Source organism: Cupriavidus sp. GW823-FHT07B10 (genome assembly GCF_058794355.1).
This window is the reverse complement of record NZ_JBXAGS010000004.1, coordinates 125,220-147,100: the sequence shown is the minus strand read 5'-3', so window position 1 is coordinate 147,100 and position 21,881 is coordinate 125,220. Positions and strand designations below refer to the sequence as shown.

Sequence of the window (21,881 nt, the reverse complement as noted above, 5' to 3'; positions counted from 1 at the left end):
CAGGCGGACTAGGCTTGCGCCTCGGTCCGGAACACCGCCACCGCCCGCTGCATATGCAGCGCCTGCTCCTGCAGCGACTGCGCCGCCGCGGCGGCCTCCTCCACCAGCGCGGCGTTCTGCTGCGTGACCTGGTCCATCTGCGTCACCGCCTGGTTGACCTGGGCGATGCCGCTGCTCTGCTCGCGCGAGGCATGGCTGATCTCATCCATCATCGCCGTCACGCGGCCGATGGCGGCAACGGTGTTCTCCATGGTCGCGGCAACGTCCAGCGCCAGCGTGTTGCCCGACGCCACGCGCTGCGCCGATTGCGAGATCAGCGTGCGGATCTCCTTGGCCGAGCTGCCGGCGCGCTGCGCCAGCCCGCGCACTTCGGTCGCCACCACCGCAAAGCCGCGGCCGGCCTCGCCCGCGCGCGCGGCCTCCACCGCCGCATTCAGCGCCAGGATATTGGTCTGGAAGGCAATGCCGTCGATCACCGCGATGATGTCGACGATGCGCCGCGAATCGGCCTCGATCTCCTGCATGGTCTGCTGCATGCGCCCGACCGCGTCGCCGCCGGCGCGCGCCACGTCAGACGCCTCGCGCGCCAGCTCGCTGGCCTGGCCGGCATTGCTGGCGTTCTGCTGCACGGTGGCCGTCAGCTGCTCCATGCTGGCCGCGGTCTGCTCCAGCGACGAGGCCTGCTCCTCGGTGCGCTGCGACAGGTCGATATTGCCCTGCGCGATATCGCCCGCCGCCGCCAGCACGTTGTGTGCGCCGGCCTTGGTGTCGCCGATCAGCGCGCGCCAGCTGTCCACCAGCGACAGCAGGTGCCGCTTGATCTCGCTCAGTTCATCGCGCCCGCGCACCGCGATGCGCAGGGTCAGGTCGCCCGCGTTGATGCGTTCGACCATCTCCGCCACCTGCCGCACGTCGCCGCGCGTGCCGCGGCTGAAGCCGATGAACAGGTAGAACGCGGCGGCCACGGTCACCAGCGCAATGCCCGCCAGTAACACGAACTGCCTTTCCTGCTTCGCCACACGCTGTGCCAGCATGGCGCCCGCGACCTCGGCAAACGCCTTGTTGGCGGCCGCCACGCCTTCGATGGCGGCGGTGGCCTCGTCGAAGTAAGCCTTGGCATCGATGTCGATGCCGGTCGCGCCCAGCATCCGGACCTTGAGCGTGCGATGGAAATTGTCCATCGCGGCGAGTCGCGCCAGCGCGGCGCCGATGCGCGGCCGGTACGCCGGTGCCGCGTTCCCGACGCGCGCGATGTCGCGCCGCACCGTTTCCAGCCCCTCGTGGATCTGCTCGGCGAGCGCGCCCAGACCCGCCTGCTGCGCGGCATCGGCATAGCCGCCCTGCGCGATGATGCCAGCACCGCGGCCGCGCGCCAGCGCGCTCAGTTCGGCCAGGCGCGGCATCGGGCCCACCAGCAGGTTGATCAGGTAGTAGGAGCCCGCTTCGCTGTCCAGCGCCAGTTGCGAGCGCTCAGCCACGTCGCCGATAAACGCCTGCGTCTGCCGCACCAGTGCGCTGTGGCGCTCGAACAGCGGCCCGGCCATGGTGTCCAGGCCAAGCCCGCGCAGATGCTGCCAGTCCTGCTCCAGCTTGCGCGCCCCGGCCCCGAGTTCGAAAGCAGGATTCTCCGCGATGCTGCGCGTCAGCCCCGCCAGGCTGGCCGCGGCCTTGTTGTCGGCCCCATCGAAGGTGGCGCGAAAGGCCGCATTGCCCGACAACACCGCATTGGCGGCGCCGCGCCGGACCTGGGTCTCGCGCATGAAGTCGAGCGCATGCCCGACCACGGTGAGCCCCCGCACTTCATCGCCGGTGGTGCGGATCGATCGCGCCGCATCGCTCAGCACCACATACATCGCGCCGCATAGCGGCACCAGGAACAGCACGGCGATCAGCGCGAGCTTGCGGTTGATATTCAGGCGCGCCATCAGGCGCTCGGCGGGAAGGAAAATAGGAGTCATGGCGGTCGCGGAACTTGGCTTGGTTTTCCTCCTATCGGCCTTGATTTGCAGGCCTGAAGCACGAATTTCGAAGGTCTTGATGATGCGCAAATCCAGTGCAGAAAACGCGCTGAAGTGGGGCATAAAGCACGGGTTGCGGGCAGCGTCGGCACCGCTGCCTGCCCGCGTGCACCGAAGACGTGTGGGGCATCGGGCAAGGGGTGACGGCGGCCTGTCCGGCCTTGTGCCCTTGACGGCGTCGTCTTCGGCGCCTCCCTGAGCAAGCTCATGCGCGACGGGTCCGCTCGCCGCGCTCGCGCCGGCGCGGGCCCGGGCTCCCGACCATGCCCGGCGTGGGAATGGCTTGCCGCATGGCTTCGACAAACAACCTGAGCTTCGCCGGATAGAAGCGCGCATGGGGGTAGACCAGGTAGATCGGCAAGGGATCGGCCTGCCACTGCGGCAGCAGGTGCAGCAGCCTGCCGCTGGCAATGTCGTCAGCAAAGATCCAGGCCGAGCCGACGGCAACGCCCAGCCCCAGCCGGGTCGCCGAATGCAGCGCGTAGAGGCTGTCCGTGCTCATGCGCGGCTGGAATGCGATGCCTTGGCGCGCCTGCGTCTGCGCGTTCTGCAGCACGACCTCGTTGCGATAGAAGGTGCGCAGCGCCAGCCATGGCAGGCCCTCCAGGTCTTCCGGCCGGCGTGGCGGCGGCTTACCCTCAAACAGCGACGGTGCGGCAATGACCGCGCGCGGCACGTCGGCGAGCCGCACCGCCACCACGCCGGGTTCATGCACTTCGCCCACATGGATCGCGCAATCGATGGCCTCGGCGATGAAATCCGGGGTGCGGTCATGCAGCAGCCATTCCACCGAGACTTCGGGGTACTGCTGCAGGTAGCCGGCCAGCGGGCCGACCAGCAGCTCCTGCCCGAAAGCGTGCGGCACCACCACGCGCAACGTGCCGGCCGGCGCATGCCCGACCCCGCGCACGTCGGCCTCGAACATGGTCCAGTCGGCCACCAGTTCCTTGGCACGCTCATAGCAGCGCTCGCCGTCCTCGGTCAGCTTCATCGCATGCGTGGAGCGCTGCAGCAGGCGCACGCCGAGCAGCCGCTCCAGCGTCTGCAGGCGCCGGCTGACGGTGGGCTGGGTCGTCTGCAGCTGCGCTGCCGCCATCGAAAGGCTGCCGGCCTCGACGATGCGCACAAAGGTCTGCAACAGCTCGATGCGGTCGGCGCTGGTGGCGCCGCGGGCGGCTGCCCTGCCCTGCATGGTGGTGGTTCGCTGCGATGCTGGCTGGCGTTTCATACGCATCTCGTATAACCATTGTTCATCCCGCACGTCTACCAGAATCAGCCCGCGTGGACAACACTTCGAGCCATCCAAACCTGCCTGCGGATCTCGCAACCTCGATATGTCCTCTGTTCCCGCCACCCCATCCGCCGCCACCATTGCCAGCCCGCCCCTGCCGGGACGCCTGGTGCTGCTGCTTGCCGTCGGCGCGGGCCTGTCAGTCGCCTCGCTGTACTACAGCCAGCCCATGCTCGGGGTGATGGCACCCGACCTGCATGCCTCCGATTCGGCAACCGGCGCCATCCCGACCCTGACGCAGCTCGGCTATGCGCTGGGCATCCTGCTGCTGGCGCCGCTGGGCGACCGCTATGACCGCCGCCGCATCATCGTGGCCAAGGCAGTGGCGCTGGTCGGCGCCTTGCTGCTGGCGGGCCTGGCGCCCGGCATTGGCGCCTTGCTGGTATCCAGCCTGGTGGTGGGCCTGGCCGCCACCATGGCCCAGGACATCGTGCCCGCTGCAGCGGCGCTGGCGCCCGCGGTGCAGCGCGGCAAGGTGGTCGGGACAGTCATGACCGGATTGCTGCTGGGCATCCTGCTGTCGCGGGTGGTGAGCGGCTTCGTCGCCGCGCACTTCGGCTGGCGCGCCATGTTCATGATTGCGGCGGCCAGCATCGCGGCGGTCGCGCTGGTTGCCCGGCGCCAGTTGCCGCGCTTCACGCCCACCACGGTGCTGCCGTATGGTGCGCTGCTGGCCTCGCTGGCGGCCCTGTGGCGCGAGCATGGCGCCTTGCGCCGCGCGGCCCTGGCGCAGGGGCTGCTGTCGGTGGGCTTCAGCGCGTTCTGGTCCACGCTGGCAGTGATGCTGCATGGCGCACCATTCCATCTCGGCAGCGAGGCCGCGGGGGCGTTCGGCCTGGCCGGCGCCGCCGGCGCGCTGGGCGCGCCGCTTGCCGGGCGCCTTGCCGACCGCAGCGGGCCGGAGCGGGTGACCCGGCTGGGCGCGGCACTGGCGGCGCTGTCGTTTGCCGCCATGCTGCTGACCCCGCTGGTATCGCCGCATGCGCAGTTGTGGCTGATCGGCGCCAGCGCCATCGGGTTCGACCTCGGTGTCCAGATCGCCCTGGTCGCGCACCAGACCATCGTCTATGGCATCGATCCGGGCGCGCGCAGCCGCCTGAATGCCGTGCTGTTCGTCTGCATGTTCACCGGCATGGCCGTCGGCGCCGCGCTCGGCAGCCTGGCACTGGCGCGTTTCGGCTGGACCGGCGTGGCTGCGCTGGCGAGCGCCGCCGCGCTGGCTGCGCTGGCCGTGCGGCTGGCACCACGGCGTGGCGCGCGCTGAGGGCAGCCCCGGCCTGGCATGCTGAGCCTTCGCGCCGAGGCTGCCGGACCTCTACGCGACGGGCGCGAGCCCCTCCCCGTCCGTGCCGGCCTCCTCGCCGTCTCCCGGCGCCAGCGGAACCTCCACCGTCAGCGCCGTACTGCCCGGCGCCGACCGGATCTGCAAGCGCCCGCCGATGGCCGCCGCGCGCACCTGCATGTTGCGCAGCCCGCGCCCGCCGCGCGTGGCCCCGGTGTCGAAGCCGCGGCCGTTGTCGGCCAGCGTGATCCGGATCACCTGCGCGTCCATGTCCGCGTGGGCGGTCACGGTAAGGGCGGTTGCCCGCGCGTGCTGCAGCACGTTGGTGATGCCTTCGAGCAGCAGGTATTGCAGCTCCTGCACCTTGCGCGCGGTGAAATGCGCCAGCGCGGGCAGGCGCTCGACCTCCCAGTGGATGTCGAGCCCCCCATCGGCGATGCGCGGACCCAGGCGGTAGCGCAGGTTGCCCAGCACTGCCGCCAGGTCGCCGCCGGTGTCCTGCATGGCGTCGATGGAAAGCTTCAGCGAATCCAGGGCGTGCCGGACCTGCACGGCGATTTCCGGGGAGCTGGCCTTGCCGGATTCCAGCATCGAGATCGTGGTGACAAGCTGGCTGCCCAGGCCATCGTGCATGTCGCGCAGGATGCGGCCGCGCTCGCGCAGCGCGGTCTCCTCGGCGGCGATCTTCTGCGTGCGCGCGAAGGCCGCGCGCAGCTGCGCCTCGCGCTGCGCGACGCGCTCGGTCAGCACCTGGTTGGCGTCCTGCAGGCTCTGCACCGCGCTGGTGTAGCGCTCCACCAGCATCCACGCCATCACCACGCTGAACGGCACCGACACATAGCGGGTCATGGAATGGACCCAGTAGTAGTCACCGGTCAGCCAGACCTTGATCCAGTCCGCCAGGAACAGCAGCGCCGACACGCCCACGGTGGCGGCCAGCAGCGTCGCCTCGCGGCTGGGCCGGCGCAATGCGCCCCATACCATCGCGCCGGCCACGGTCAGGATGATGCCCACCTTGACCAGCCAGCTCAGCGGAAAGACCATCGGGTGGCTCGACATCGCGGCCAGCGGCGCGACCACCGGCAGCGCCAGCCACAGGTAGGCGTTGAGGGTGCGGTGCAGCCAGCGCCACGGCACGCGGATCACCAGCAGGCAGAAGCGGGCGATGGCGCCCAGGAATACCTCGCGCGCGGCGGCGACGATATAGCTGCGCAGCTCCGCGGGAATCGCCAGGTCATCGACAAAGTAGTCGAGCAGGCGCACGCTCCAGGCGACCTCGGCCAGCCCGTACAGGCCGAACAGCGGGTCGCGCTGGCGCCACCAGATCAGCAGCGCGAGGCCGCCCAGCACGACACTGAGCACCGCCGCAATCAGCGGGCCGACCACGCGCAGGCGGAAGGCCTGCTCGAACTGCGCGCGCACTTCAGCGGCCGGACCCACCGTCACCGGCAGCAGGCCCGAGCGCGCATAGGCGCGCGCCGCCACGGTGATGCGCAGCAGGTTGCCGTGCGCGCGCGCCAGCTCGGGCGGCACGGCCACGTAGTAGGGGCGCTTGGCCAGCGCCGACGAGGGTGCGTCCAGGCGCCCGCCGGCGGCGATCAGCACGCCATTGACGCGTACCTCGTAGCTGCCGCCGGCCCATGGCACGAACAGCCCCCCGGGGTCAGCCGCGGGCCAGTTGCGGTCAAAGCGCAGTTCGTAGGCCAGCGTGCCGGACTTGCCCGGCTGCTCCCGGTCCCAGTAGTCAGGCAGCGTCAGCGGGCGCGCCGGCAGCACCGTGCCGTCGGTCAGCGTGGCCGAGCGCGTGGCCGCGGCCAGTTCCATCGTGCCCGCGGCTGCCGCCACGCCGGACAGCATCAGGCAGGCCCATGCCAGCAGCACGACAAGCACGATCCGGAGGTGGCGCGGCCGATGCAGCATGGGGTGGGGTCACAAGGACTTGAGCAGGCCCAGCTTGGCCGCCTCGAACACGGCCTCGCCGCGCGAGCGCACTGCCAGCTTGCCGTAGATGTTCTTGATGTGCGATTGCACGGTATGCACGCTCAGCCCCAGATAGCGGGCAGTCTCGGCATAGGTATAGCCGCGCGAGATCAGGTCCAGGATCTCGTTCTCGCGCACCGACAGCACCACGGCGCCGGTGGCCGCGGCATCGCGCGCAACCGCCTCTGCCGGCGCGCCGCGCAGCCGGTTCACCACCTGCCGCGCGATCAGCGGGCTCATCGGCGAGCCGCCCGCGCGCAGTTCGCCGATGGAGGCGGCGATGCGGTCCGTGGTTTCGTCCTTGAGCAGGTAGCCGATGGCGCCCGCCTCGATGCTGGCCAGCACGTGCTGGTCGTCGCCGAACACCGTGACCACCATGCAGTCGCAGGCGGGATAACGTTCGCGCGCGGCGCGGATCACGTCGATGCCGCTGCCGTCCGGCAGGCCGAGGTCGCACAGCAGCACGTCGGGCTGGTGCTGCGCCAGCCAGGCCAGGGCCTCCGCCGCGCTGGCGGTGCAGCCTGCCACCACGGTGGCCGGCGCATGCATCTCGACGGCCTGCACCAGGCGGCTCAGCGCCGCCGGGTCATCCTCCACGATCAGGACACTAGTTGTGCTTGCCATGCCTGTCTCTTCCCGAGCCATGCCGTTGTGCCGCCCGTTGCGCCGGGCACGACGGCGGATTCTGACATATCCGTCCGCACCAGGGACGGCCGCGCGGCCTCCCTCAGGGTAAACGCCGCCGCCCCCACCCATCGCACAGTCTGCCGCGGTTTCCCATCCCATATTCTGGGGAGGCGCCTGAATCCACCTGCCCCTATGATCCGGCAAAACAGCCCAATCGGCCGCAGCCGGCAGTGCGGGCAACAAGACAGGCAAACAAGCGGGAATACGGGGAAGACCACCGTGACACATAAGACAGCCGGCACACCGGCCGCACGGGAAATCGGGCATGCAAGGGGGGAGCCCGCAGGCGCCATCCCGGCAACGGCCGCGGTGCGGCTGGCTGCCGGGATGGCCGCGTGCGGGCTGGCGGCGTTGCTGGCCGGTTGCCTGGCCACCGCACCGAACACGGCCGGCGTGGCCGCCATGGAGCTGGACGTCAGCCGCAAGGGCCCGGTGTCCGGCGTCGGCCTGGACGGTCACGACATCGTGGCCATGGCTGACCAGATGATGCGCGACATCCTGGCGGCGCAGCCGCGTTTTGCGCCGGGCAAGGATGGCAAGCGCCCGCGCATCGCCCTGGACAGCGCCAACTTCATCAACGACAGCTCACAGCCGCTGGACCGGCAACTGATCGTGGACCGGCTGCGGGTCAGCCTGAACCGCGCCGCGCAATCCCGCATCCAGTTCGTCAGCGCGCAGACTGCCCTGGTCGAACGCGAGCGCCAGGCCAAGCGCAGCGGCGCCACCGATGCCGGCACGCTGGGCCTGACCCGCGCGCGCATCGGTGCCGACTACAGCCTGTCCGGGCGCATCGGCTCGCTCGACAGCCGCAGCGCCGCCACCGGCATGGTGCAGCGCTACATGCAGATCTCCTTCGAGCTGGTCGAGGTCGAATCGGGCGAGCTGGTCTGGAGCAACATCTATGAATTCCAGCGCGCCGCGGCCGACGATGTGGTCTATCGGTAGGCGCGCCGGCGCGCTGGCGGCCTGCCTGCTGGCGCTGGCTGGCTGCTCCACCACGCCCCCCGCCCATCGCGGCTGCACGCCGTGGCGGCAGCAGCATGAGCGCCCCGCCCTGCCCGTCTCGTTCCTCTCGCCGGAGCTGGCCGACATGGTCGGCGTGCGCGAGCTTGGCATCGCACGCACCGCCAGCGGGCTCGGCTCCGTCAGTGCGGGCCTCTACAACTGCGCCGAATTCGACGTCGCGCTGCTGGTACGCACCCGCTTCCGCCCGCAGCAAGGCGGCACCGCCCCCGAGCCGCCCAGCGCCTGGCGCACGCTGGTGCTGCCGCCGCGCACGCAGCTCGACTACGCCGAGCACGCCGTCATGGCCGGCTCATTGCCGGGTGCGCTCGAAATCCTGGACGCGCAGCGGGCGCAGCAGCCCTACCGCCCGGGCCAGCTCTACCCCGCGCTGCCCGGGCCAGCACGCCCATGACGATGCGTTATGCCCGGTCCTGCCGGCACCCCTGACATCCATCCCGTTCTGCAGCCATGACCGGAGCTTGTTCCATGCCACGTCCTTCCTTGCTGGCGGCCACCCTCGCCGCCGTCCTCCTTGCCGGCTGCGCCGCCCCGCAGATGGCGCTGAAATCCACCCGCACCGGCGGCGACAGCTCGCCCCAGGTGCGCGCCGATATGGCCGGCAAGGCCGACCTGTCCAGCCTGAACGTGGGCGATACCGTGGCCGTGTCCCCCGGCAACAGCAAGGTCGTGGTGGCCTCGACCCCGCTGGTCTACACCCTGTATGAAGACGGCATGGTGACCCAGGCCGAAGTCAAGCGGCAGCTGGCGGTCAACCGCAAGGACGTGCCCAGGATCGAATTCATCAAGGGCGAACTGCACCGCGGCGACTTCATCCGCCGCGAGATCCTGCTGGACCTGCACAGCAAGGACCCCGACGAGTTCAACCGCACCATCCACTTCCTGGCCTTCAACCGCGGCGACAAGGCCTTCCGCGGCGACCTGACGGTCTATGACCTGCTGCCCGCCGAGCTGGAACTGGTCAAGCTGGGCAGCGCCAACAAGTACACCGACCAGACCATGGTCAAGGGCGTACTGAGCGGGCTGCCGTTCCTGTCGCTGGTGACGCTGGCGATGGACAACTATTCGAAATCCGATGAGCAGGTGGCGATGCGGCACGAGCGGCTGGACCAGGTGCAGAAGTTCACGTTCCAGCGGGTGGTGCTGGAGCCGGGCCAGGCGATCGGCTTCACCATGAAAGTGCGCTACCAACTGCCCGGCGAACAGGAGCTGGCCGATCTGCGTGAAACCGCCGCGCCGCTGGCACAGCACCGCTGAGGCCGGCAATGCGGATCCGCAAGACTGCCCGGGGGATGCGGCGCACCGCCGCCGCACTGGCCGCGCTGGCGCTGGCCGCGCTGGCGCTGGCCGCGCCCCTGCCGGGGGCGGCAGCCTGGTTCGACGGCGAAGAGAAGCGGCTGGCGGCCGAAGCCGACCGCTTCGTTGCCGACAAAGCCGCCGAACTCCAGCGCATCCTGCATACGCTGTACATGGAAGGCGAGTGGAATGCCGTGCTCAACTTGAACCTGCTGGGCCTGGCCGCGATCGAGGCCGGCCAGCCGCGCCTGGCCGGGCGCGCCTTCGACATGGCCGCGGCGCGCATCCTGCGCATCTATGCCGACGACCCCAACGCACAGCAAGCCAAGTCGCTGTGGTCCGCCGAAAGCGTCAAGGACTGGAAGGGCGAACCGTACGAACGGGCCATGACCTTCTACTACCGCGGCCTGCTCTATGCCAGCGCCGGCGACTACCAGAACGCCCGCGCAGCCTTCCTGCAGGCCGACATCCAGAACGCGTTCGGGCAATACGAGCGCTATGACGGTGATCAGGGCGGCTTTGCGCTGATGGCCTGGCTGGCGGCCTGGGCCTCGCAATGCGCCGGCGACAGCGCGCGCGCGGCTGAGCTGGCGGCGCGCGCGGCCAGGCACGCACCGGAGCCGTTCTACGCCCAGCCGCGCGGCACGCTGCCGCGGCACCTGAGCGTGTTCGAGCTTGGCATCGGCCCGGAGAAAGTCACGCTGGGCGACACCAGGAGCATCCTCGGCTTCCTGCCGCAAGGCGCGGCAGGAAGCACGCCGCGCATCGCCTATGCATCGGCGGTGAAGCCGATGGCCTCAGGCACTGCCGCCGACCTCGACCGCGTCGCGCTGACCCGGGGCGGGCGGCCAATCCAGGGCATCCTGGATGGCAAAGCCGTCTTCAAGGAAAACACCGCGACCATTGCCGATGCCGCGGGAGCGCTGTCCTCGGGCCTGGTGAATGCTGCGTTGTCGGGAGCCAACAGTGGCAATGCCGGCCTGGCGCAGGGACTGGGCGCAGCCGGGGCTGCCGGCTCGCTGATCAGCCTTGCCGCGGGGGCGATGTCCAGGGCGGCCAATGCCGAGGCCGATACCCGCTACTGGGCATCGCTGCCCAAGATCGTCTACCTGCAAGGCCTGGCTGCGCCGCTGGCATCGCCGGCCGTGCAGTTCACCCCTGGCGGCGGCGGCAAGCCGCGCTCTGCCCTGCTGCAAAGCCGCCATGGCGAATGCTCGCTGGCCTGGGGCCGTGAATATTCCGCCTTCGATGCCGAGCATGGCGGCGTGGCCAATCCCTCGCCCTGGCCGGCCGAGCCGGTCGAGTCCGGGCGCGAGCGCGCCAACGCGGTCCTGCGCACCGAACTGCTGGCCCTGCCGTTCGGCCAGTAGCACAGCCCCCGTTTGGGGGATATTTCCCACTTTTCCACGAAATTAGAGCGCTTTTGCCAGTTCTGTCGAATTTTGCAACCTGTACGCTACAATGCCTCGTCGTCAGCCGACGGGGCTGGCGGATCTGGAGAAAAACAGAATGAAGACGGGAAAACTGGTGGTAGGGCTGGCGCTGGCCGGGTTGCTGGCGGGCTGTGAATCGATGGACGGCGCAATGTCCTCCATCAGCGGCGTGCTCGACGGCACCGGCGACGTGCTGAGCGGCGACTTCCGCATGCTGGCGGATCCGAAGCCGGCTTCGCTGGGCGATATCTGGTCGGACTGGAAGAAGAACGAAATCACCGCGAAGAAGAAGTGGGATTCGCAGGCAATCCTGGTATCGGGTACGGTCTCCCGCATCACCAAGGTGGATGGCCTGGGCAAGTCGGACGACACCATCGCCGTCTACTTCAAGGACTCGGTCAATCCGCAGTGCACCGGCAAGGCGCTGATGCGCGACGCGCTGATGGTCAACCAGAAGAAGATCAGCAACCTGCAGACCGGGGACAAGGTCAACGTCACCGGCGTGCTGGCGACGCGCGATTCGGAAATGGCCAACAGCAGCAATACCGAATGCTATTTCGCGTTCAGCAAGTCGAAGATCGAATCAGCGGCCAATACCACGGCAGCTGCCGGCAGCGCGGCCGCTCCCGCCAAGGCAGCCACGACCACCAAGTCGACCAAATCGACAAAGTCGACCAAGACCAGCAGCACGAAGTAAACCAGCCAAAGGCGGCGACGGGCGGCAGTATGGCCGCCTCGCCCCAGGCTGCGCGTCTGGGCGTCCCTGCCTCGCACCATGTGGATCCTGCGGCACGGCACGCCCGTCCGGCCCTGCATCCCTTACAAGCTCTGAAACCGTTGCACGGTAGCGCACGCCAAAGTGCCGCAAATCCCCGTCCGCGGGGCACCCCCCTCCACACGGTACGAATCTTGCCCCTTCCTGATTACCCGCCAGCGGTTCGCGCACGGCATGTGCGCCCGCACATGGCGCCACACGCACACTGTCAGGAAAACAGCATGGGCTACTACTACGATGAGCGCAATGCGCGCAACGCGCGCCAACGCCGCCAGGCATGGCAGGACGATGACTGGCAACCTGAATCCGAACAGGAGCGCTGGCAAGCGCGGCGTCGGCGCCAGCAAATGGCCCCGGGCCAAACCAGCTACGGCGGCCCCGCCCGCCCGGACCGGGATTTCAACGAAGCGTACGGCGCCCGCAGGTACCCGGCACACCCGTCCGGCGAGCGTTACGGCAGCAACCTGCGCTACGGCCTGAACGGCGGCTATGGCTGGGAGCGTGCCAGCGAATGGCGCGACCCGCAGGCGTGGCAACGCGACGACGACAACGCCGAGCGCCAGTGGCGCCGCAGCGCCGAACGCGCACGGGATCCGCGTGAATCGCCGCGCACGCGCGGCCATGACACCCACTTCGGCGACCTGCGCAGTGACACCCGCTACTGGGTCGACCCGCACGAGGACTGGGAAGAGAAGCAGCGCTATGAAATCCGGCGCCACAGCCCGGGCTACCGGGAATATGCGCAGCGCCGCGGCTGGGAAACCGACAGCCCCGATGACGAGCGCGAAGGCTCGCATGGCGTGCTCTACAACCTGGGCCGCCGCATCGGCGAAGCCGTGGGCGACTGGTTCGGCAGCTCCGAACGCCGCACCGGCCCGCGCGGCTACCAGCGCAGCGACGAGCGCATCCGCGACCAGATCTGCGAGCAGCTCAGCTACGCGCGCGGCGTTGACGTCAGCGACGTCAGCGTCGACGTCAGCGAAGGCGTGGTGTCATTGACCGGCACCGTGCGCGACCGCGGCCAGAAGTTCTATATCGAAGACCTGGCCGACGGCACCTACGGCGTCAAGGAAGTCAACAACGACATCCGCGTGCGCCGCGAGGCCCCCGAAGCCCGCAGCACCAGCGATGTGACCGGCAGCACCTGGCGCGGATAACGCCAACGGTGGCGGGCGCTCCAGGCCGAGAGCGGCCTAGGCGCCCGCCACGCCAACCTCCGCCGCCAGCCGTTCGCGGATAAACCCCAGGAACGCACGCACACCCTCAGGCAATGTGCGGCCGGCCAGCGTCTGCAGTTCGACCGCGCGGCTGCGCATGCCGCGCTCCCGGATCGAGGCGGCGTGCAGTTCACCGCGGCGCAACCTGTCGCCCACGGTGACGGCGCCGGAGATCGACAGCCCGCCACCGTGCAGCACGAAGCTGGTCAGGGTCTCGAAGTGGTTGGTCACCAGCACCGGCTCGACCACCACCCCGCGTTCGCCGCAAGCGATGTCGAACAGCTGGCGCACGGTGTTGTCGCCCTCCGGCAGCGCCAGGGGATAAGGCTGCATCTGCGCCAGCGTGACGCTGCGAAAGCGCGCCAGCGGATGGTCCGGCCGCATGATGGCGATCACCGGCGCGGGCTGCCGGTGCTCCACGCGGATGCCCTGCTCCGCGGCGCGGCTGTAGGTGATGCCGATGTCCGCATCGCCATGCAGCACGATGCCGGTGACCTCGGCCGGCGACGCCACGCGCACATGGAACTGCAGGCCCGGATAGCGCTGGCGGAATTCGGCAATGATGCGCGGCAGGAACTCGATCGCAAACCCCGCCGAGCTGGCCACCCGCACCCGGCCCCGGCGCAGGCCCTGCAGCGCGGCAATCTCTGACACCACCCGATCGGCTTCCAGCGCGCCGCGCAGCGCATAAGCTGCCAGCAACTCCCCGGCGGCACTCGCCACCATACCACGCGGCCGGCGGTCGAACAGCGGCACGCCGAGCAACGCTTCGAGCGCGCCGACCTGGCGGCTCACGGCCGACACGGTGACATTCAGCCGCTGCGCCGCCTCGGTCAGCGAGCCGCTGCGTATCACCTCCAGGAAATAGCGCAGCGAGGTTTCCTGCAGGCGATGCGACAGCATGGGCGGCTCCGGGGGCTGGTTTGCGTTTTACGCAAGGATATTTGAAAAAATCATCGATTGCGGGAAACCGTGCGCCGCCCGTATGCTTTTTCCCGACACCACAGGAGACCCCCGAGCCATGGCGCCCACCCGGACCCCCGATCCCATCACCGAACTCGATGCCGTCGCCCTGTCGCGCGCCATCCATGCGCGCGAGGTCTCGTGCGTGGAAGTGCTCGATGCCTTCCTTGGCCAGATCGACCGCCACAACCCGCGCGTCAATGCCATCGTGGCTCCGGTGGAGCGCGACACCCTGCGCGCGCAGGCCGCCGGGCTCGACGCCGAACTGGCACGCGGCGCCAGCCGCGGCCCGCTGCACGGCTTCCCGCAGGCGCCCAAGGACATCAGCCCGGCCGCGGGCATGGTCACCACCAAGGGCTCGCCGATCTTCGCCGGGCAGGTCAGCGAGTACGACGCCGTGATCTTCGAGCGCATGCGCGCCGGCGGCGCGGTCTTCGTCGGGCGCACCAACTCGCCGGAGTTCGGCCTGGGCGGCCATACCTACAACCCGGTCTACGGCACCACCCGCAACGCCTTCGACCCGGCGCGTTCCGCCGGCGGCAGCAGCGGCGGCGCCGCGGTGGCCGTGGCGCTGCACATGCTGCCGGTGGCGGATGGCTCTGACATGATGGGGTCGCTGCGCACGCCCGCGGCGTTCAACCACGTGTATGGCCTGCGCACCTCGGTCGGCTGCGTGCCGCACGGCCCGGGCGACGAGGTCTTCTTCCAGCAATTCAGCGTGGCCGGCCCGATGGCGCGCAACGTGCCGGACCTGGCCCTGCTGCTGTCGGTGCAGGCCGGCTTCGACGCGCGTCTGCCGCTGACGCACCGCGCCGAAGCGCCCGGCACCTTCACGCTGCCGCCCGAACGCGACTGGGCCGGCGTGCGCATCGGCTGGCTGGGCAACCTGGGCGGCCACCTGCCGACCGAAGCCGGCGTGCTAGATACTTGCGAGCAGGCGCTCACGCACCTGCGCACGCTCGGCTGCACCGTGGACACCGCGCTGCCCGAGTTCGACCTGGAGCGGCTGTGGCACGCGTGGATCGACCTGCGCAGCTTCTCGGTGGCTGGCGCCAACGCGGCGTTGTACCACGACCCGGCCAGGCGCGCGCTGCTCAAGCCCGAGGCCGCATGGGAGATCGAGCGCGGCCTGGCCCTGCCGGGCACGCGCGTGTACGAAGCCCTGTGCGAGCGCAGCGCGTGGTACCAGGCACTGCGCTCGCTGTTCGAGCGCTTCGACTACCTGGTGCTGCCGGCCGCGCAGGTGTTTCCGTTCGATGCCGACTGGGACTGGCCGCACACCATCGACGGCCGCGACATGGACACCTACCACCGCTGGATGCAGGTCGTGGTGCCGGTCACCATGGCCGGGCTGCCCGCCCTGGCCGCACCCGCCGGCTTCGGCCGCCAGGGCCTGCCGGCCGGCATCCAGATCATCGGCCCCGCGCAGGCCGACGCCGCCGTGCTGCAGCTCGGCCATGCCTATGACCAGGCCGGCGGCTTCTCGCGCGTGCGCAGCCCCTGGCTCGATTGAGCCTTCGGCTGGTCCCGGCCCCGCTTCGTATTGCTTCCGATTGCCTTCTATTCCTACAACTGCCGGCAGGAGTGCCAACGATGACCGCAATGCCCCCGAAGCCGTTTCTCGCCTGCGCCGCCGCCCTGACCGCGGTGCTGTCCGCAACGCCCGCCGCCGCGCAGGCCCAATCCTGGCCGGACCGACCGATCCGGCTGGTGGTGCCCTTCGCCGCGGGCGGCGCCACTGACGTGCTGGGCCGCCTGCTGGCAGTCGGCCTCGGCGAAAAGCTCGGCCAGTCGGTAGTGGTCGAGAACAAGCCCGGCGCCAGCACCGTGATCGGCGCCACCCAGGCATCCAAGGCCGCGCCCGACGGCTACACGCTGCTGCTGGCGGCCAGCACCACGCTGACGCTGAACCCGGCCATCCGCCAACACCTGGGCTACGACCCCATCAAGAGCTTCACCCCGCTGGGCCTGGTCGCCGACATGAGCCTGGTGCTGGTAGCCAACCCGGACACGCAGATCACCACGCTCAAGGATCTGGTGACGCAGGCCAAGGCCCACCCCGACAAGTTCTCCTACGGCTCGTTCGGCGCCGGCTCCTCGGTGCATTTCGGCGCGGAGATGCTCAAGTCCGCCACCGGCATCCGCATGGTCCACGTGCCCTTCAACGGCAGCGCCCCCAGCCTGACCGCGCTGGCCGGCGGCCAGGTGCAGGTCGCCGTCGATACCGTCGTGGCCACCCTGCCGCTGATCAAGGGCGGCAAGATCCGGCCGGTGGCGGTGCTGTCGCCGCAGCGACTGCCGGCGTTGCCGCAAGTGCCGACTGTCGCGGAGAGCGGGTATCCCGGCTTCCAGATGGGCACGTGGTTCGCGCTGCTGGCACCCGCGGGCCTGCCCGCGCCAGTACAGCAGAAACTGGAGAAGGCCCTGGCAGACGTCGCCAACGCGCCGGCTACCAAGGCACGCATGGTCGAACTGGCGCTGACGCCGGCTTATGGCAATGGCGCGGCGGTGAAGGCGCGGGTGGAGAAGGAATTGCCCGAGATGCGGGCGGTGGCGGCGCGGGCGGATATTCGGGCGGAGTAAGTCCACCAGGGCGGCCGTCGGTTGCCGTCCCTATTCCACATGCGCCGCGAACCCCACCGTTCCCGGCGCAACCTCCTCGCGAAGCGTCAGCTGCGGAATCCGGTAGTCCCCCGCGTTCTGCCGCCGGAACGGAATCGGAGCGGTCGTCCCCAGCGCATCCAGCCGCTCGCCCAACTCCTCGCGAATCCGAGCAAAGCGCGCCTCATCAACCTTGCTGGTCCGATACACCAGGTACGGCGGCAGCACGTCAAACCCGGGGTAGTACAGGATGCCGTGGTGGATCGGGAACAAGATGTCGTCGATCGGGCCATTGATCCCGCGCGGGCTGTAGTGCGATTCCCAGCCGCCGGTGGTAACGACCAGCATGGCACGCTTGCCGGCGAGGCTGCCCTCGCCATAGCGGTCGCCCCAGCGTTCGTCAGAGTGCTCGCCGACGCCGTAGGCAAAACCATAGGCGTAGACGCGCTCGACCCAGCCTTTCAGGATGGCCGGCATCGAGAACCACCACAGCGGGAACTGCAGGATAACCGTGTCGGCCCAGCGCAGCTTTTCCTGCTCATGCGCAATGTCATCGCTCTGCAGCCCGTTCTCGAACGCGTACTTGGAATCCAGTGACGGGTGGAAGGGCGCATCGCCCGGCTGCGCCTTGGTATCGGCGCCGTCGAGCTGGGCCTTCCATTGCATCGCATACAGGTCCGAGACCTGGACCTGGTGCCCGGCATCGCGCAAGCGCTGCACGGCAAAGTCGCGGATCGCCCCGTTGAGCGACCTCGGTTCCGGGTGGGCATAGACAAGCAATACATTCATGACAGCAGCTTCCAATGATTGAGTGAAACCAGCATAGGCCGTCGTCCGCTATATTAGAAATGAATATCCAATATCCCAGGTATTGCCATGACTAATCTCAGGCGGCTCGACCTGAACCTGCTGGTGACGCTGGATGTGCTGCTGTCCGAGCACAACGTGACCCGCGCGGCCCAGCGGCTGCACCTGTCGCAGCCTTCCGTCAGCGTGCACCTGTCCAGGCTGCGCGATTACTTCGGCGACCCGTTGCTGTTGCCGGGCCCGCGCGGCATGCGTCCCACCGCCAAGGCCGAATCACTGCGCGAACCTTTGCGCGAGGCGCTGGGCGCACTGGAGCATGCGGTTTCGTCCGATAGTCCGTTCGATCCCGCTGCCTCGACCCACACCTGGCGCGTGGCTGCGACCGACTACGGCGAATCGACCATCGTGCTGCCGGCGCTGCAGGCGCTGCGCATGGCGGCGCCCGGCGCGCGCCTGGCCGTGGTCGAGATGGTGCCGCCGCGCATCGCCCGGCAGGCCGAGCGTGCCGAACTGGACCTGGCCTTCCATACCACCGATGGCTCGCCGCCGGGCCTGCACCGGCGTGCACTGTTTACCGAGCGCTATGTGCTGGTGGGCCGCGCCGGCCATCCGCGGCTGAAGCGGCGGCCCACGCTGGCGCAGTTCTGCGCGCTCGACCATGTGATTGTGTCGCCGGACGGTGGCGGCTTCTACGGCGTCACCGACGAGGCGCTGGTACTGGCCGGCATGCAGCGGCGTGTGGTGCTGTCAGTGCCCCACTTCCTGTTTGTCACGTCGGCCGTTGCCAGCACCGATCTGGTGGCGATGCTGCCCGAGCGGCTGGTGCGCGGCGTGCCGGGACTGAAGGTGGTGGAACCACCAGTCGAAGTGCCGGGCTATGAGATGTCGATGTTGTGGCCAGAGCGCGTGCATCGCGATCCGGCGCATAGTTGGCTGCGTGAACTCATCGCCACATCGGTCTGAGCGGCGCTGCCTCGCACGTTTGCATACAAAACTGGAATACAATCAGCTCTTTCAACGCTGCGGCATAGGATGGTACCCGGTGCCGCCCCAGTTTTGGAGGAGACCATGACGTATTCAGAAACGGGCCTGACTTCCCGCCACGTGGCCGCGCTCGCGCCGATCGAGGATTACCTGCAGGGCCATATCACCGGCAAGGCCGAGTTCATGTACAAGGCGTTTGCCGCCGACGCGCGCATCGTCTCGTTCCGTGATGGCAAGCTGCATTCGCTGACGGTCGAGGAATTCGCCTCGGCGCGCTGCCCCGGCCATCCCGCGGCGGACGAGGCGCAGCGCAAGCGTTTTATCACGCAGTTCGATGTGGTGGGCAATGCCGGTGTGGCCAAGGTGGTGCTGGAATACCCGGGCGTGACCTTCACCGACTACATGACGCTGCTGGAGATCGACGGCGTCTGGAAGATCGTCAACAAGACTTTCAGCGCCGCACCGCGCTGAAGATGGGACAGCCGCTGCGGCAAAGCGCCGCAGCGGTGCAGCCCGGGTCTACCTTGCGGCTGCAGGCAATCCTGGCTTTGACATCGGCCCGAAGAACATTGCCTTCACCCGCCCGCGCCCGACCACGCGCGCCACTTCGGCGATCACGCAGTCGTTGAGTTGCGTTCAGCCCGGCAGCACCGCCGTCGCTTCGATCTCGAACAGCATGTTGTCCAGCGCCAGCCGCGGCACCGGGATCAGCGTGCAGGCCGGCGTTGGCTTGTCGCCCCACATCTCGCGCAGCGCCGCACCGAAGGTGCGCAGGCGGTCGTGCGAGTGGTCGACCACCAGCACCGTGAGCTTGGCCACATCGCCCACGTCGGCGCCTGCCGCTTGCAGCGCGATGCGCAGGTTCTGCATGGCGCGTGCCACCTGGCGCGGGAAATCGAGCGGCAGGCAGCCGGCCGCGTCCTCACCGCCCTGCCCCGCGATATAGACGATGCGGGCCGGGCCTTCCACCATGGCCACATGCGAATAGCCGTTGGGCCGCGGGTCGTACAGGCCCTCGGGATTGATGAGGCTCAGCGAGGGATTGGGGCGGGCAACCGGCATGGTGGGCATTGAAGGCAGCGCGGGCATAGAAGGAGAACGCAAGGATGAGGGCGAGAACGGGAACATGGTCATCAGCTCTGTATTTGAGGCGTGGCGAACAATGGAGTCGCAAGTATCAAACCTCAACCTAAATTGAGGTCAAGCGCAGCCTTGGTGTTAGCATGGGCATTCCTCCGTTCCACTGGTGTCTTCCACTGCCGATGGCCTCCGCGAACAAGCCCCCCTCACCGCGCCGGCGCCGTGCCGCGCCTTCCGAAGAACTGCTCTCCGTCGGCGAAGTCGCCGCGCGCACGGGCATTGCCGTATCCGCCCTGCATTTCTATGAATCGCGTGGCCTGATCGCCAGCACCCGCAGCGGCGGCAACCAGCGCCGTTATGCGCGTGCCGTGCTGCGGCGCCTGGCCGTGATCCGCGTGGCGCAGCGCATGGGGTTGCCGCTGGCGGTGATCGCCGATGCCATGCAGAAGCTGCCGGACGGGCGTGCGCCCACCGCGGCCGACTGGCGCCGGCTGTCGGCGAGCTGGCGCGATGACCTGGATGAACGGATCCGGACGCTCACGCAATTGCGTGACCAGCTGGATGGGTGTATCGGGTGCGGGTGTCTGTCGTTGAAGGCGTGCCCGTTGCGGAACCCGCATGACGCGCTGGCCGGGGAAGGGCCGGGGCCGCATTTCCCGCCTACTGCAATGTCTGCAGGTAAGCCAGCAGATCGCTGATCTGCTTGTCGTCACTGAGCCCCCAGAAGCGCATCTTGGTGCCAGGCACGACCTTGCCGGGCGAATGGATGAAGGCACGCAGCGTGTCATGCGACCACACCACCTTTGAAGCGCGCATCGCCTCCGAATACTGGAAATCGCTGGTGCCGCCCGCGGCGCGGCCGAAGATGCCGTTCAGCTGCGGGCCAAAGCCTGCGCGCGCGTTGCGGCCGACGTGATGGCACGAGGCGCAGCGCGTGGCGAAGAGTGCCTTGCCGGCCTGGATATCGGCGGCAGTGGCTGCAGTGGGGATGGCGGTGAAGGCGGCCAGGGCCAGCAGGACAAAGGCGGTACGGCGCATGGAGCAGCTAGGGAAGGAAAGGGCTTCGGCAACGGGGTTGAATGATACAGGCGTAGCCAGGACGTCCCGGCCCTGCAGCGGGGTTACACCACGTCACACTTGCAACACTTCGCGCGTCCCATATTACAGGCCCGCCCCCTACAGTGAGCCCATGTCCAACGCCCCTTGGGAGGCAACCATGAAACGAATCATCGCAATGGCGGTAGCAGGTGGTGCAATGCTGGTGGCCAGCGCCGGGGCGTACGCCGGTGTGAATATCGATATCGGCATCGGCGTGCCGGGCGTGGTGGTGGCCCAGCCGGCGCCAGTCTATCGTCCAGCCCCGGTCTATGCCCCTGCGCCGGTGTATGCGCCGGCTCCGGTTGCCTATGCGCCCGGCCCGGTAGTGGTGGCACCGCGCCCCGTCGTGGTGGCACCGGTCCCGGTACGCTACGACTATGACCGCGGCTATCGCAGCGACTACCACCGGGGCTACTACCGGGAAGGCTACCGCGAAGGCTATCGAGACCACCGCCGCGACTGGCGCGAGCGCGAATGGGCACACCGTCATGGTCACAATGACGGCTACGGCCACGGGCGCCGCTGGGACTGACGGGTTCGTATGGGGCGGGCGCCACGGCCACGGCCGCGGCGCCCGCCTGCAAGGATTCGCCAGTCAGGCTACCCTGTCGGCAATTTCCAGATCCGGGCCGGGGCCATACCCCTGCCCATGCCAGGAGTAGCCATGCCCCAACCCATCAAGATCGACTTCGTCTCCGACATTGCCTGCCCCTGGTGCGCCATCGGCCTGTCTTCGCTGCAACTGGCGTTGCAGCGCCTTGGCGATGCGGTGGATGCCGAGATCGTCGTGCATCCGTTTGAACTCAACCCGGGGATGCGCCCGGAGGGCGAGGCGATCGTCGACTATCTCGGCAGGAAGTACGGGCGCACCCCGGCGCAGATCGCAGAGACCCAGGCCATGATCCGCGAGCGCGGCGCCGGCGTGGGCTTTCCGTTTGGCGAGCGCACCCATGTCTACAACACCTTCGACGCCCACCGGCTGCTGCATTGGGCGGGCCTGGAAGGCAAGCAGCTGCCGCTGAAGCTGGCGCTGCTGCGCGCTTACCATGCCGATGGCAAGGACCCGAGCAATCACGAGGTGCTGATCGAAGCCGCGCAGGCCGTTGGCCTGGATGCCGCGGCGGCGCGCAAGGTGCTGGACAGCGATGACTATGCCGATGCGGTGCGCGCGGAAATCCAGGAGTACCAGCGCATGGGCATCCAGTCGGTGCCATCGATCATCTTCAACAACCGCTACCTGGTCACCGGCGGGCAGCCGGTGGAGGCTTTCGAGCAGGCCATCCGGGAAGTCGTGGCCGAGGCGCAGCAGGCTGGGAACAGTTGAGCCGCCACGCATCGGCAGGATA

Annotated in this window: 22 protein-coding genes; 14 read left to right on the top strand and 8 right to left on the bottom strand. The window is 68.8% G+C overall.

Features of this window, described 5'->3' with window-relative positions; translation table 11 throughout:
• Window positions 1-8 precede the first annotated feature (8 nt).
• Together AC1Q6V_RS10860 and AC1Q6V_RS10855 are read right to left on the bottom strand one after the other, a co-directional pair.
• The gene (locus AC1Q6V_RS10860; RefSeq protein WP_037024705.1) at window positions 9-1,958 is read right to left on the bottom strand and encodes a methyl-accepting chemotaxis protein; all 1,950 of its coding nucleotides are present in this window, start codon (window positions 1,956-1,958) and stop codon (window positions 9-11) included.
• A 265-nt stretch (window positions 1,959-2,223) separates the two neighbouring features.
• Entirely contained in the window at window positions 2,224-3,246 is a 1,023-nt protein-coding gene (locus AC1Q6V_RS10855; protein ID WP_454750276.1) for a LysR family transcriptional regulator, read from the bottom strand.
• A 106-nt stretch (window positions 3,247-3,352) separates the two neighbouring features.
• On the opposite strand from AC1Q6V_RS10855, the gene AC1Q6V_RS10850 reads away from it, so the two are divergent.
• Complete coding sequence (locus tag AC1Q6V_RS10850) at window positions 3,353-4,573, top strand: MFS transporter (protein WP_454750275.1); 1,221 nt, start codon at window positions 3,353-3,355, stop codon at window positions 4,571-4,573.
• A 51-nt stretch (window positions 4,574-4,624) separates the two neighbouring features.
• On the opposite strand, the gene AC1Q6V_RS10845 is transcribed toward AC1Q6V_RS10850, so the two are convergent.
• A complete protein-coding gene (locus AC1Q6V_RS10845; RefSeq protein ID WP_041688212.1) occupies window positions 4,625-6,511 on the bottom strand; it encodes a sensor histidine kinase in 1,887 nt (628 codons plus the stop codon).
• 9 nt (window positions 6,512-6,520) lie between these two features.
• Window positions 6,521-7,195, bottom strand: coding sequence for a response regulator (locus AC1Q6V_RS10840; RefSeq protein ID WP_010810837.1), 675 nt, complete (start codon window positions 7,193-7,195; stop codon window positions 6,521-6,523).
• A gap of 282 nt (window positions 7,196-7,477) precedes the next feature.
• On the opposite strand from AC1Q6V_RS10840, the gene AC1Q6V_RS10835 reads away from it, so the two are divergent.
• The 6 genes from AC1Q6V_RS10835 to AC1Q6V_RS10810 all read left to right on the top strand — a co-directional run bounded on the left by AC1Q6V_RS10835 (window position 7,478) and on the right by AC1Q6V_RS10810 (window position 12,942).
• Window positions 7,478-8,203 (top strand): penicillin-binding protein activator LpoB, encoded by a 726-nt coding sequence (locus tag AC1Q6V_RS10835; protein WP_454750274.1) that lies wholly within the window; start codon window positions 7,478-7,480, stop codon window positions 8,201-8,203.
• A complete protein-coding gene (locus AC1Q6V_RS10830) occupies window positions 8,187-8,675 on the top strand; it encodes a putative periplasmic lipoprotein (protein ID WP_010810835.1) in 489 nt (162 codons plus the stop codon). The genes AC1Q6V_RS10835 and AC1Q6V_RS10830 overlap by 17 nt, the downstream gene beginning before the upstream one ends.
• Before the next feature lie 74 nt (window positions 8,676-8,749).
• Window positions 8,750-9,538 (top strand): hypothetical protein, encoded by a 789-nt coding sequence (locus AC1Q6V_RS10825; protein WP_454750273.1) that lies wholly within the window; start codon window positions 8,750-8,752, stop codon window positions 9,536-9,538.
• Window positions 9,539-9,546: 8 nt separating this feature from the next.
• Window positions 9,547-10,947, top strand: coding sequence for a hypothetical protein (locus AC1Q6V_RS10820; RefSeq protein WP_454750272.1), 1,401 nt, complete (start codon window positions 9,547-9,549; stop codon window positions 10,945-10,947).
• Window positions 10,948-11,086: 139 nt separating this feature from the next.
• A complete protein-coding gene (locus AC1Q6V_RS10815) occupies window positions 11,087-11,707 on the top strand; it encodes an OB-fold protein (RefSeq protein WP_010810832.1) in 621 nt (206 codons plus the stop codon).
• Between the two features lie 299 nt (window positions 11,708-12,006).
• Window positions 12,007-12,942, top strand: a complete 936-nt coding sequence (locus AC1Q6V_RS10810) for a BON domain-containing protein (RefSeq protein ID WP_011617774.1) — start codon at window positions 12,007-12,009, stop codon at window positions 12,940-12,942.
• 36 nt (window positions 12,943-12,978) lie between these two features.
• Here AC1Q6V_RS10810 and AC1Q6V_RS10805 read toward each other — a convergent pair whose 3' ends face one another.
• Window positions 12,979-13,905 carry a LysR substrate-binding domain-containing protein gene (locus AC1Q6V_RS10805; protein ID WP_058697340.1) on the bottom strand — a complete coding sequence of 309 codons (927 nt, stop codon included), beginning with the start codon at window positions 13,903-13,905 and terminating at the stop codon, window positions 12,979-12,981.
• Window positions 13,906-14,023: 118 nt separating this feature from the next.
• Here AC1Q6V_RS10805 and AC1Q6V_RS10800 point away from each other — a divergent pair, with 118 nt between their 5' ends.
• Together AC1Q6V_RS10800 and AC1Q6V_RS10795 are read left to right on the top strand one after the other, a co-directional pair.
• On the top strand, window positions 14,024-15,478 hold the full coding sequence (locus tag AC1Q6V_RS10800) for an amidase (RefSeq protein WP_454750271.1): 1,455 nt from the start codon (window positions 14,024-14,026) through the stop codon (window positions 15,476-15,478).
• Between the two features lie 80 nt (window positions 15,479-15,558).
• Window positions 15,559-16,548 (top strand): Bug family tripartite tricarboxylate transporter substrate binding protein, encoded by a 990-nt coding sequence (locus AC1Q6V_RS10795; RefSeq protein WP_454750270.1) that lies wholly within the window; start codon window positions 15,559-15,561, stop codon window positions 16,546-16,548.
• Between the two features lie 30 nt (window positions 16,549-16,578).
• Here AC1Q6V_RS10795 and AC1Q6V_RS10790 read toward each other — a convergent pair whose 3' ends face one another.
• Window positions 16,579-17,355 carry an NAD(P)H-dependent oxidoreductase gene (locus AC1Q6V_RS10790; protein ID WP_058697343.1) on the bottom strand — a complete coding sequence of 259 codons (777 nt, stop codon included), beginning with the start codon at window positions 17,353-17,355 and terminating at the stop codon, window positions 16,579-16,581.
• Window positions 17,356-17,442: 87 nt separating this feature from the next.
• On the opposite strand from AC1Q6V_RS10790, the gene AC1Q6V_RS10785 reads away from it, so the two are divergent.
• Both AC1Q6V_RS10785 and AC1Q6V_RS10780 read left to right on the top strand, forming a co-directional pair.
• Window positions 17,443-18,336, top strand: a complete 894-nt coding sequence (locus tag AC1Q6V_RS10785) for a LysR family transcriptional regulator (RefSeq protein WP_454750269.1) — start codon at window positions 17,443-17,445, stop codon at window positions 18,334-18,336.
• A 105-nt stretch (window positions 18,337-18,441) separates the two neighbouring features.
• Entirely contained in the window at window positions 18,442-18,828 is a 387-nt protein-coding gene (locus AC1Q6V_RS10780) for a nuclear transport factor 2 family protein (RefSeq protein WP_010810825.1), read from the top strand.
• 165 nt (window positions 18,829-18,993) lie between these two features.
• Here AC1Q6V_RS10780 and AC1Q6V_RS10775 read toward each other — a convergent pair whose 3' ends face one another.
• Window positions 18,994-19,419, bottom strand: coding sequence for a RidA family protein (locus AC1Q6V_RS10775; RefSeq protein ID WP_018315435.1), 426 nt, complete (start codon window positions 19,417-19,419; stop codon window positions 18,994-18,996).
• Window positions 19,420-19,619: 200 nt separating this feature from the next.
• On the opposite strand from AC1Q6V_RS10775, the gene soxR reads away from it, so the two are divergent.
• Window positions 19,620-20,135, top strand: coding sequence for a redox-sensitive transcriptional activator SoxR (gene soxR / locus AC1Q6V_RS10770; protein ID WP_010810823.1), 516 nt, complete (start codon window positions 19,620-19,622; stop codon window positions 20,133-20,135).
• Here soxR and AC1Q6V_RS10765 read toward each other — a convergent pair.
• The gene (locus AC1Q6V_RS10765) at window positions 20,098-20,475 is read right to left on the bottom strand and encodes a c-type cytochrome (RefSeq protein ID WP_010810822.1); all 378 of its coding nucleotides are present in this window, start codon (window positions 20,473-20,475) and stop codon (window positions 20,098-20,100) included. The genes soxR and AC1Q6V_RS10765 overlap by 38 nt on opposite strands.
• Window positions 20,476-20,653: 178 nt before the next feature.
• On the opposite strand from AC1Q6V_RS10765, the gene AC1Q6V_RS10760 reads away from it, so the two are divergent.
• Together AC1Q6V_RS10760 and AC1Q6V_RS10755 are read left to right on the top strand one after the other, a co-directional pair.
• The gene (locus AC1Q6V_RS10760; protein ID WP_037024710.1) at window positions 20,654-21,067 is read left to right on the top strand and encodes a hypothetical protein; all 414 of its coding nucleotides are present in this window, start codon (window positions 20,654-20,656) and stop codon (window positions 21,065-21,067) included.
• A gap of 132 nt (window positions 21,068-21,199) precedes the next feature.
• Entirely contained in the window at window positions 21,200-21,859 is a 660-nt protein-coding gene (locus AC1Q6V_RS10755; RefSeq protein ID WP_058697348.1) for a DsbA family oxidoreductase, read from the top strand.
• The last annotated feature ends 22 nt before the right edge of the window (window positions 21,860-21,881 follow it).

What these genes read in the sequence shown, in the direction of transcription:
- AC1Q6V_RS10860 (WP_037024705.1), bottom strand. Translation starts at nt 1,958, where the DNA reads ATGACTCCTATTTTCCTTCCCGCCGAGCGCCTGATGGCGCGCCTGAAT.
- AC1Q6V_RS10855 (WP_454750276.1), bottom strand. Translation starts at nt 3,246, where the DNA reads ATGAAACGCCAGCCAGCATCGCAGCGAACCACCACCATGCAGGGCAGG.
- AC1Q6V_RS10850 (WP_454750275.1), top strand. Translation starts at nt 3,353, where the DNA reads ATGTCCTCTGTTCCCGCCACCCCATCCGCCGCCACCATTGCCAGCCCG.
- AC1Q6V_RS10845 (WP_041688212.1), bottom strand. Translation starts at nt 6,511, where the DNA reads ATGCTGCATCGGCCGCGCCACCTCCGGATCGTGCTTGTCGTGCTGCTG.
- AC1Q6V_RS10840 (WP_010810837.1), bottom strand. Translation starts at nt 7,195, where the DNA reads ATGGCAAGCACAACTAGTGTCCTGATCGTGGAGGATGACCCGGCGGCG.
- AC1Q6V_RS10830 (WP_010810835.1), top strand. Translation starts at nt 8,187, where the DNA reads ATGTGGTCTATCGGTAGGCGCGCCGGCGCGCTGGCGGCCTGCCTGCTG.
- AC1Q6V_RS10825 (WP_454750273.1), top strand. Translation starts at nt 8,750, where the DNA reads ATGCCACGTCCTTCCTTGCTGGCGGCCACCCTCGCCGCCGTCCTCCTT.
- AC1Q6V_RS10820 (WP_454750272.1), top strand. Translation starts at nt 9,547, where the DNA reads ATGCGGATCCGCAAGACTGCCCGGGGGATGCGGCGCACCGCCGCCGCA.
- AC1Q6V_RS10815 (WP_010810832.1), top strand. Translation starts at nt 11,087, where the DNA reads ATGAAGACGGGAAAACTGGTGGTAGGGCTGGCGCTGGCCGGGTTGCTG.
- AC1Q6V_RS10810 (WP_011617774.1), top strand. Translation starts at nt 12,007, where the DNA reads ATGGGCTACTACTACGATGAGCGCAATGCGCGCAACGCGCGCCAACGC.
- AC1Q6V_RS10805 (WP_058697340.1), bottom strand. Translation starts at nt 13,905, where the DNA reads ATGCTGTCGCATCGCCTGCAGGAAACCTCGCTGCGCTATTTCCTGGAG.
- AC1Q6V_RS10800 (WP_454750271.1), top strand. Translation starts at nt 14,024, where the DNA reads ATGGCGCCCACCCGGACCCCCGATCCCATCACCGAACTCGATGCCGTC.
- AC1Q6V_RS10795 (WP_454750270.1), top strand. Translation starts at nt 15,559, where the DNA reads ATGACCGCAATGCCCCCGAAGCCGTTTCTCGCCTGCGCCGCCGCCCTG.
- AC1Q6V_RS10790 (WP_058697343.1), bottom strand. Translation starts at nt 17,355, where the DNA reads ATGAATGTATTGCTTGTCTATGCCCACCCGGAACCGAGGTCGCTCAAC.
- AC1Q6V_RS10785 (WP_454750269.1), top strand. Translation starts at nt 17,443, where the DNA reads ATGACTAATCTCAGGCGGCTCGACCTGAACCTGCTGGTGACGCTGGAT.
- AC1Q6V_RS10780 (WP_010810825.1), top strand. Translation starts at nt 18,442, where the DNA reads ATGACGTATTCAGAAACGGGCCTGACTTCCCGCCACGTGGCCGCGCTC.
- AC1Q6V_RS10775 (WP_018315435.1), bottom strand. Translation starts at nt 19,419, where the DNA reads ATGCCGGTTGCCCGCCCCAATCCCTCGCTGAGCCTCATCAATCCCGAG.
- soxR (WP_010810823.1), top strand. Translation starts at nt 19,620, where the DNA reads ATGGCCTCCGCGAACAAGCCCCCCTCACCGCGCCGGCGCCGTGCCGCG.
- AC1Q6V_RS10765 (WP_010810822.1), bottom strand. Translation starts at nt 20,475, where the DNA reads ATGCGCCGTACCGCCTTTGTCCTGCTGGCCCTGGCCGCCTTCACCGCC.
- AC1Q6V_RS10760 (WP_037024710.1), top strand. Translation starts at nt 20,654, where the DNA reads ATGAAACGAATCATCGCAATGGCGGTAGCAGGTGGTGCAATGCTGGTG.
- AC1Q6V_RS10755 (WP_058697348.1), top strand. Translation starts at nt 21,200, where the DNA reads ATGCCCCAACCCATCAAGATCGACTTCGTCTCCGACATTGCCTGCCCC.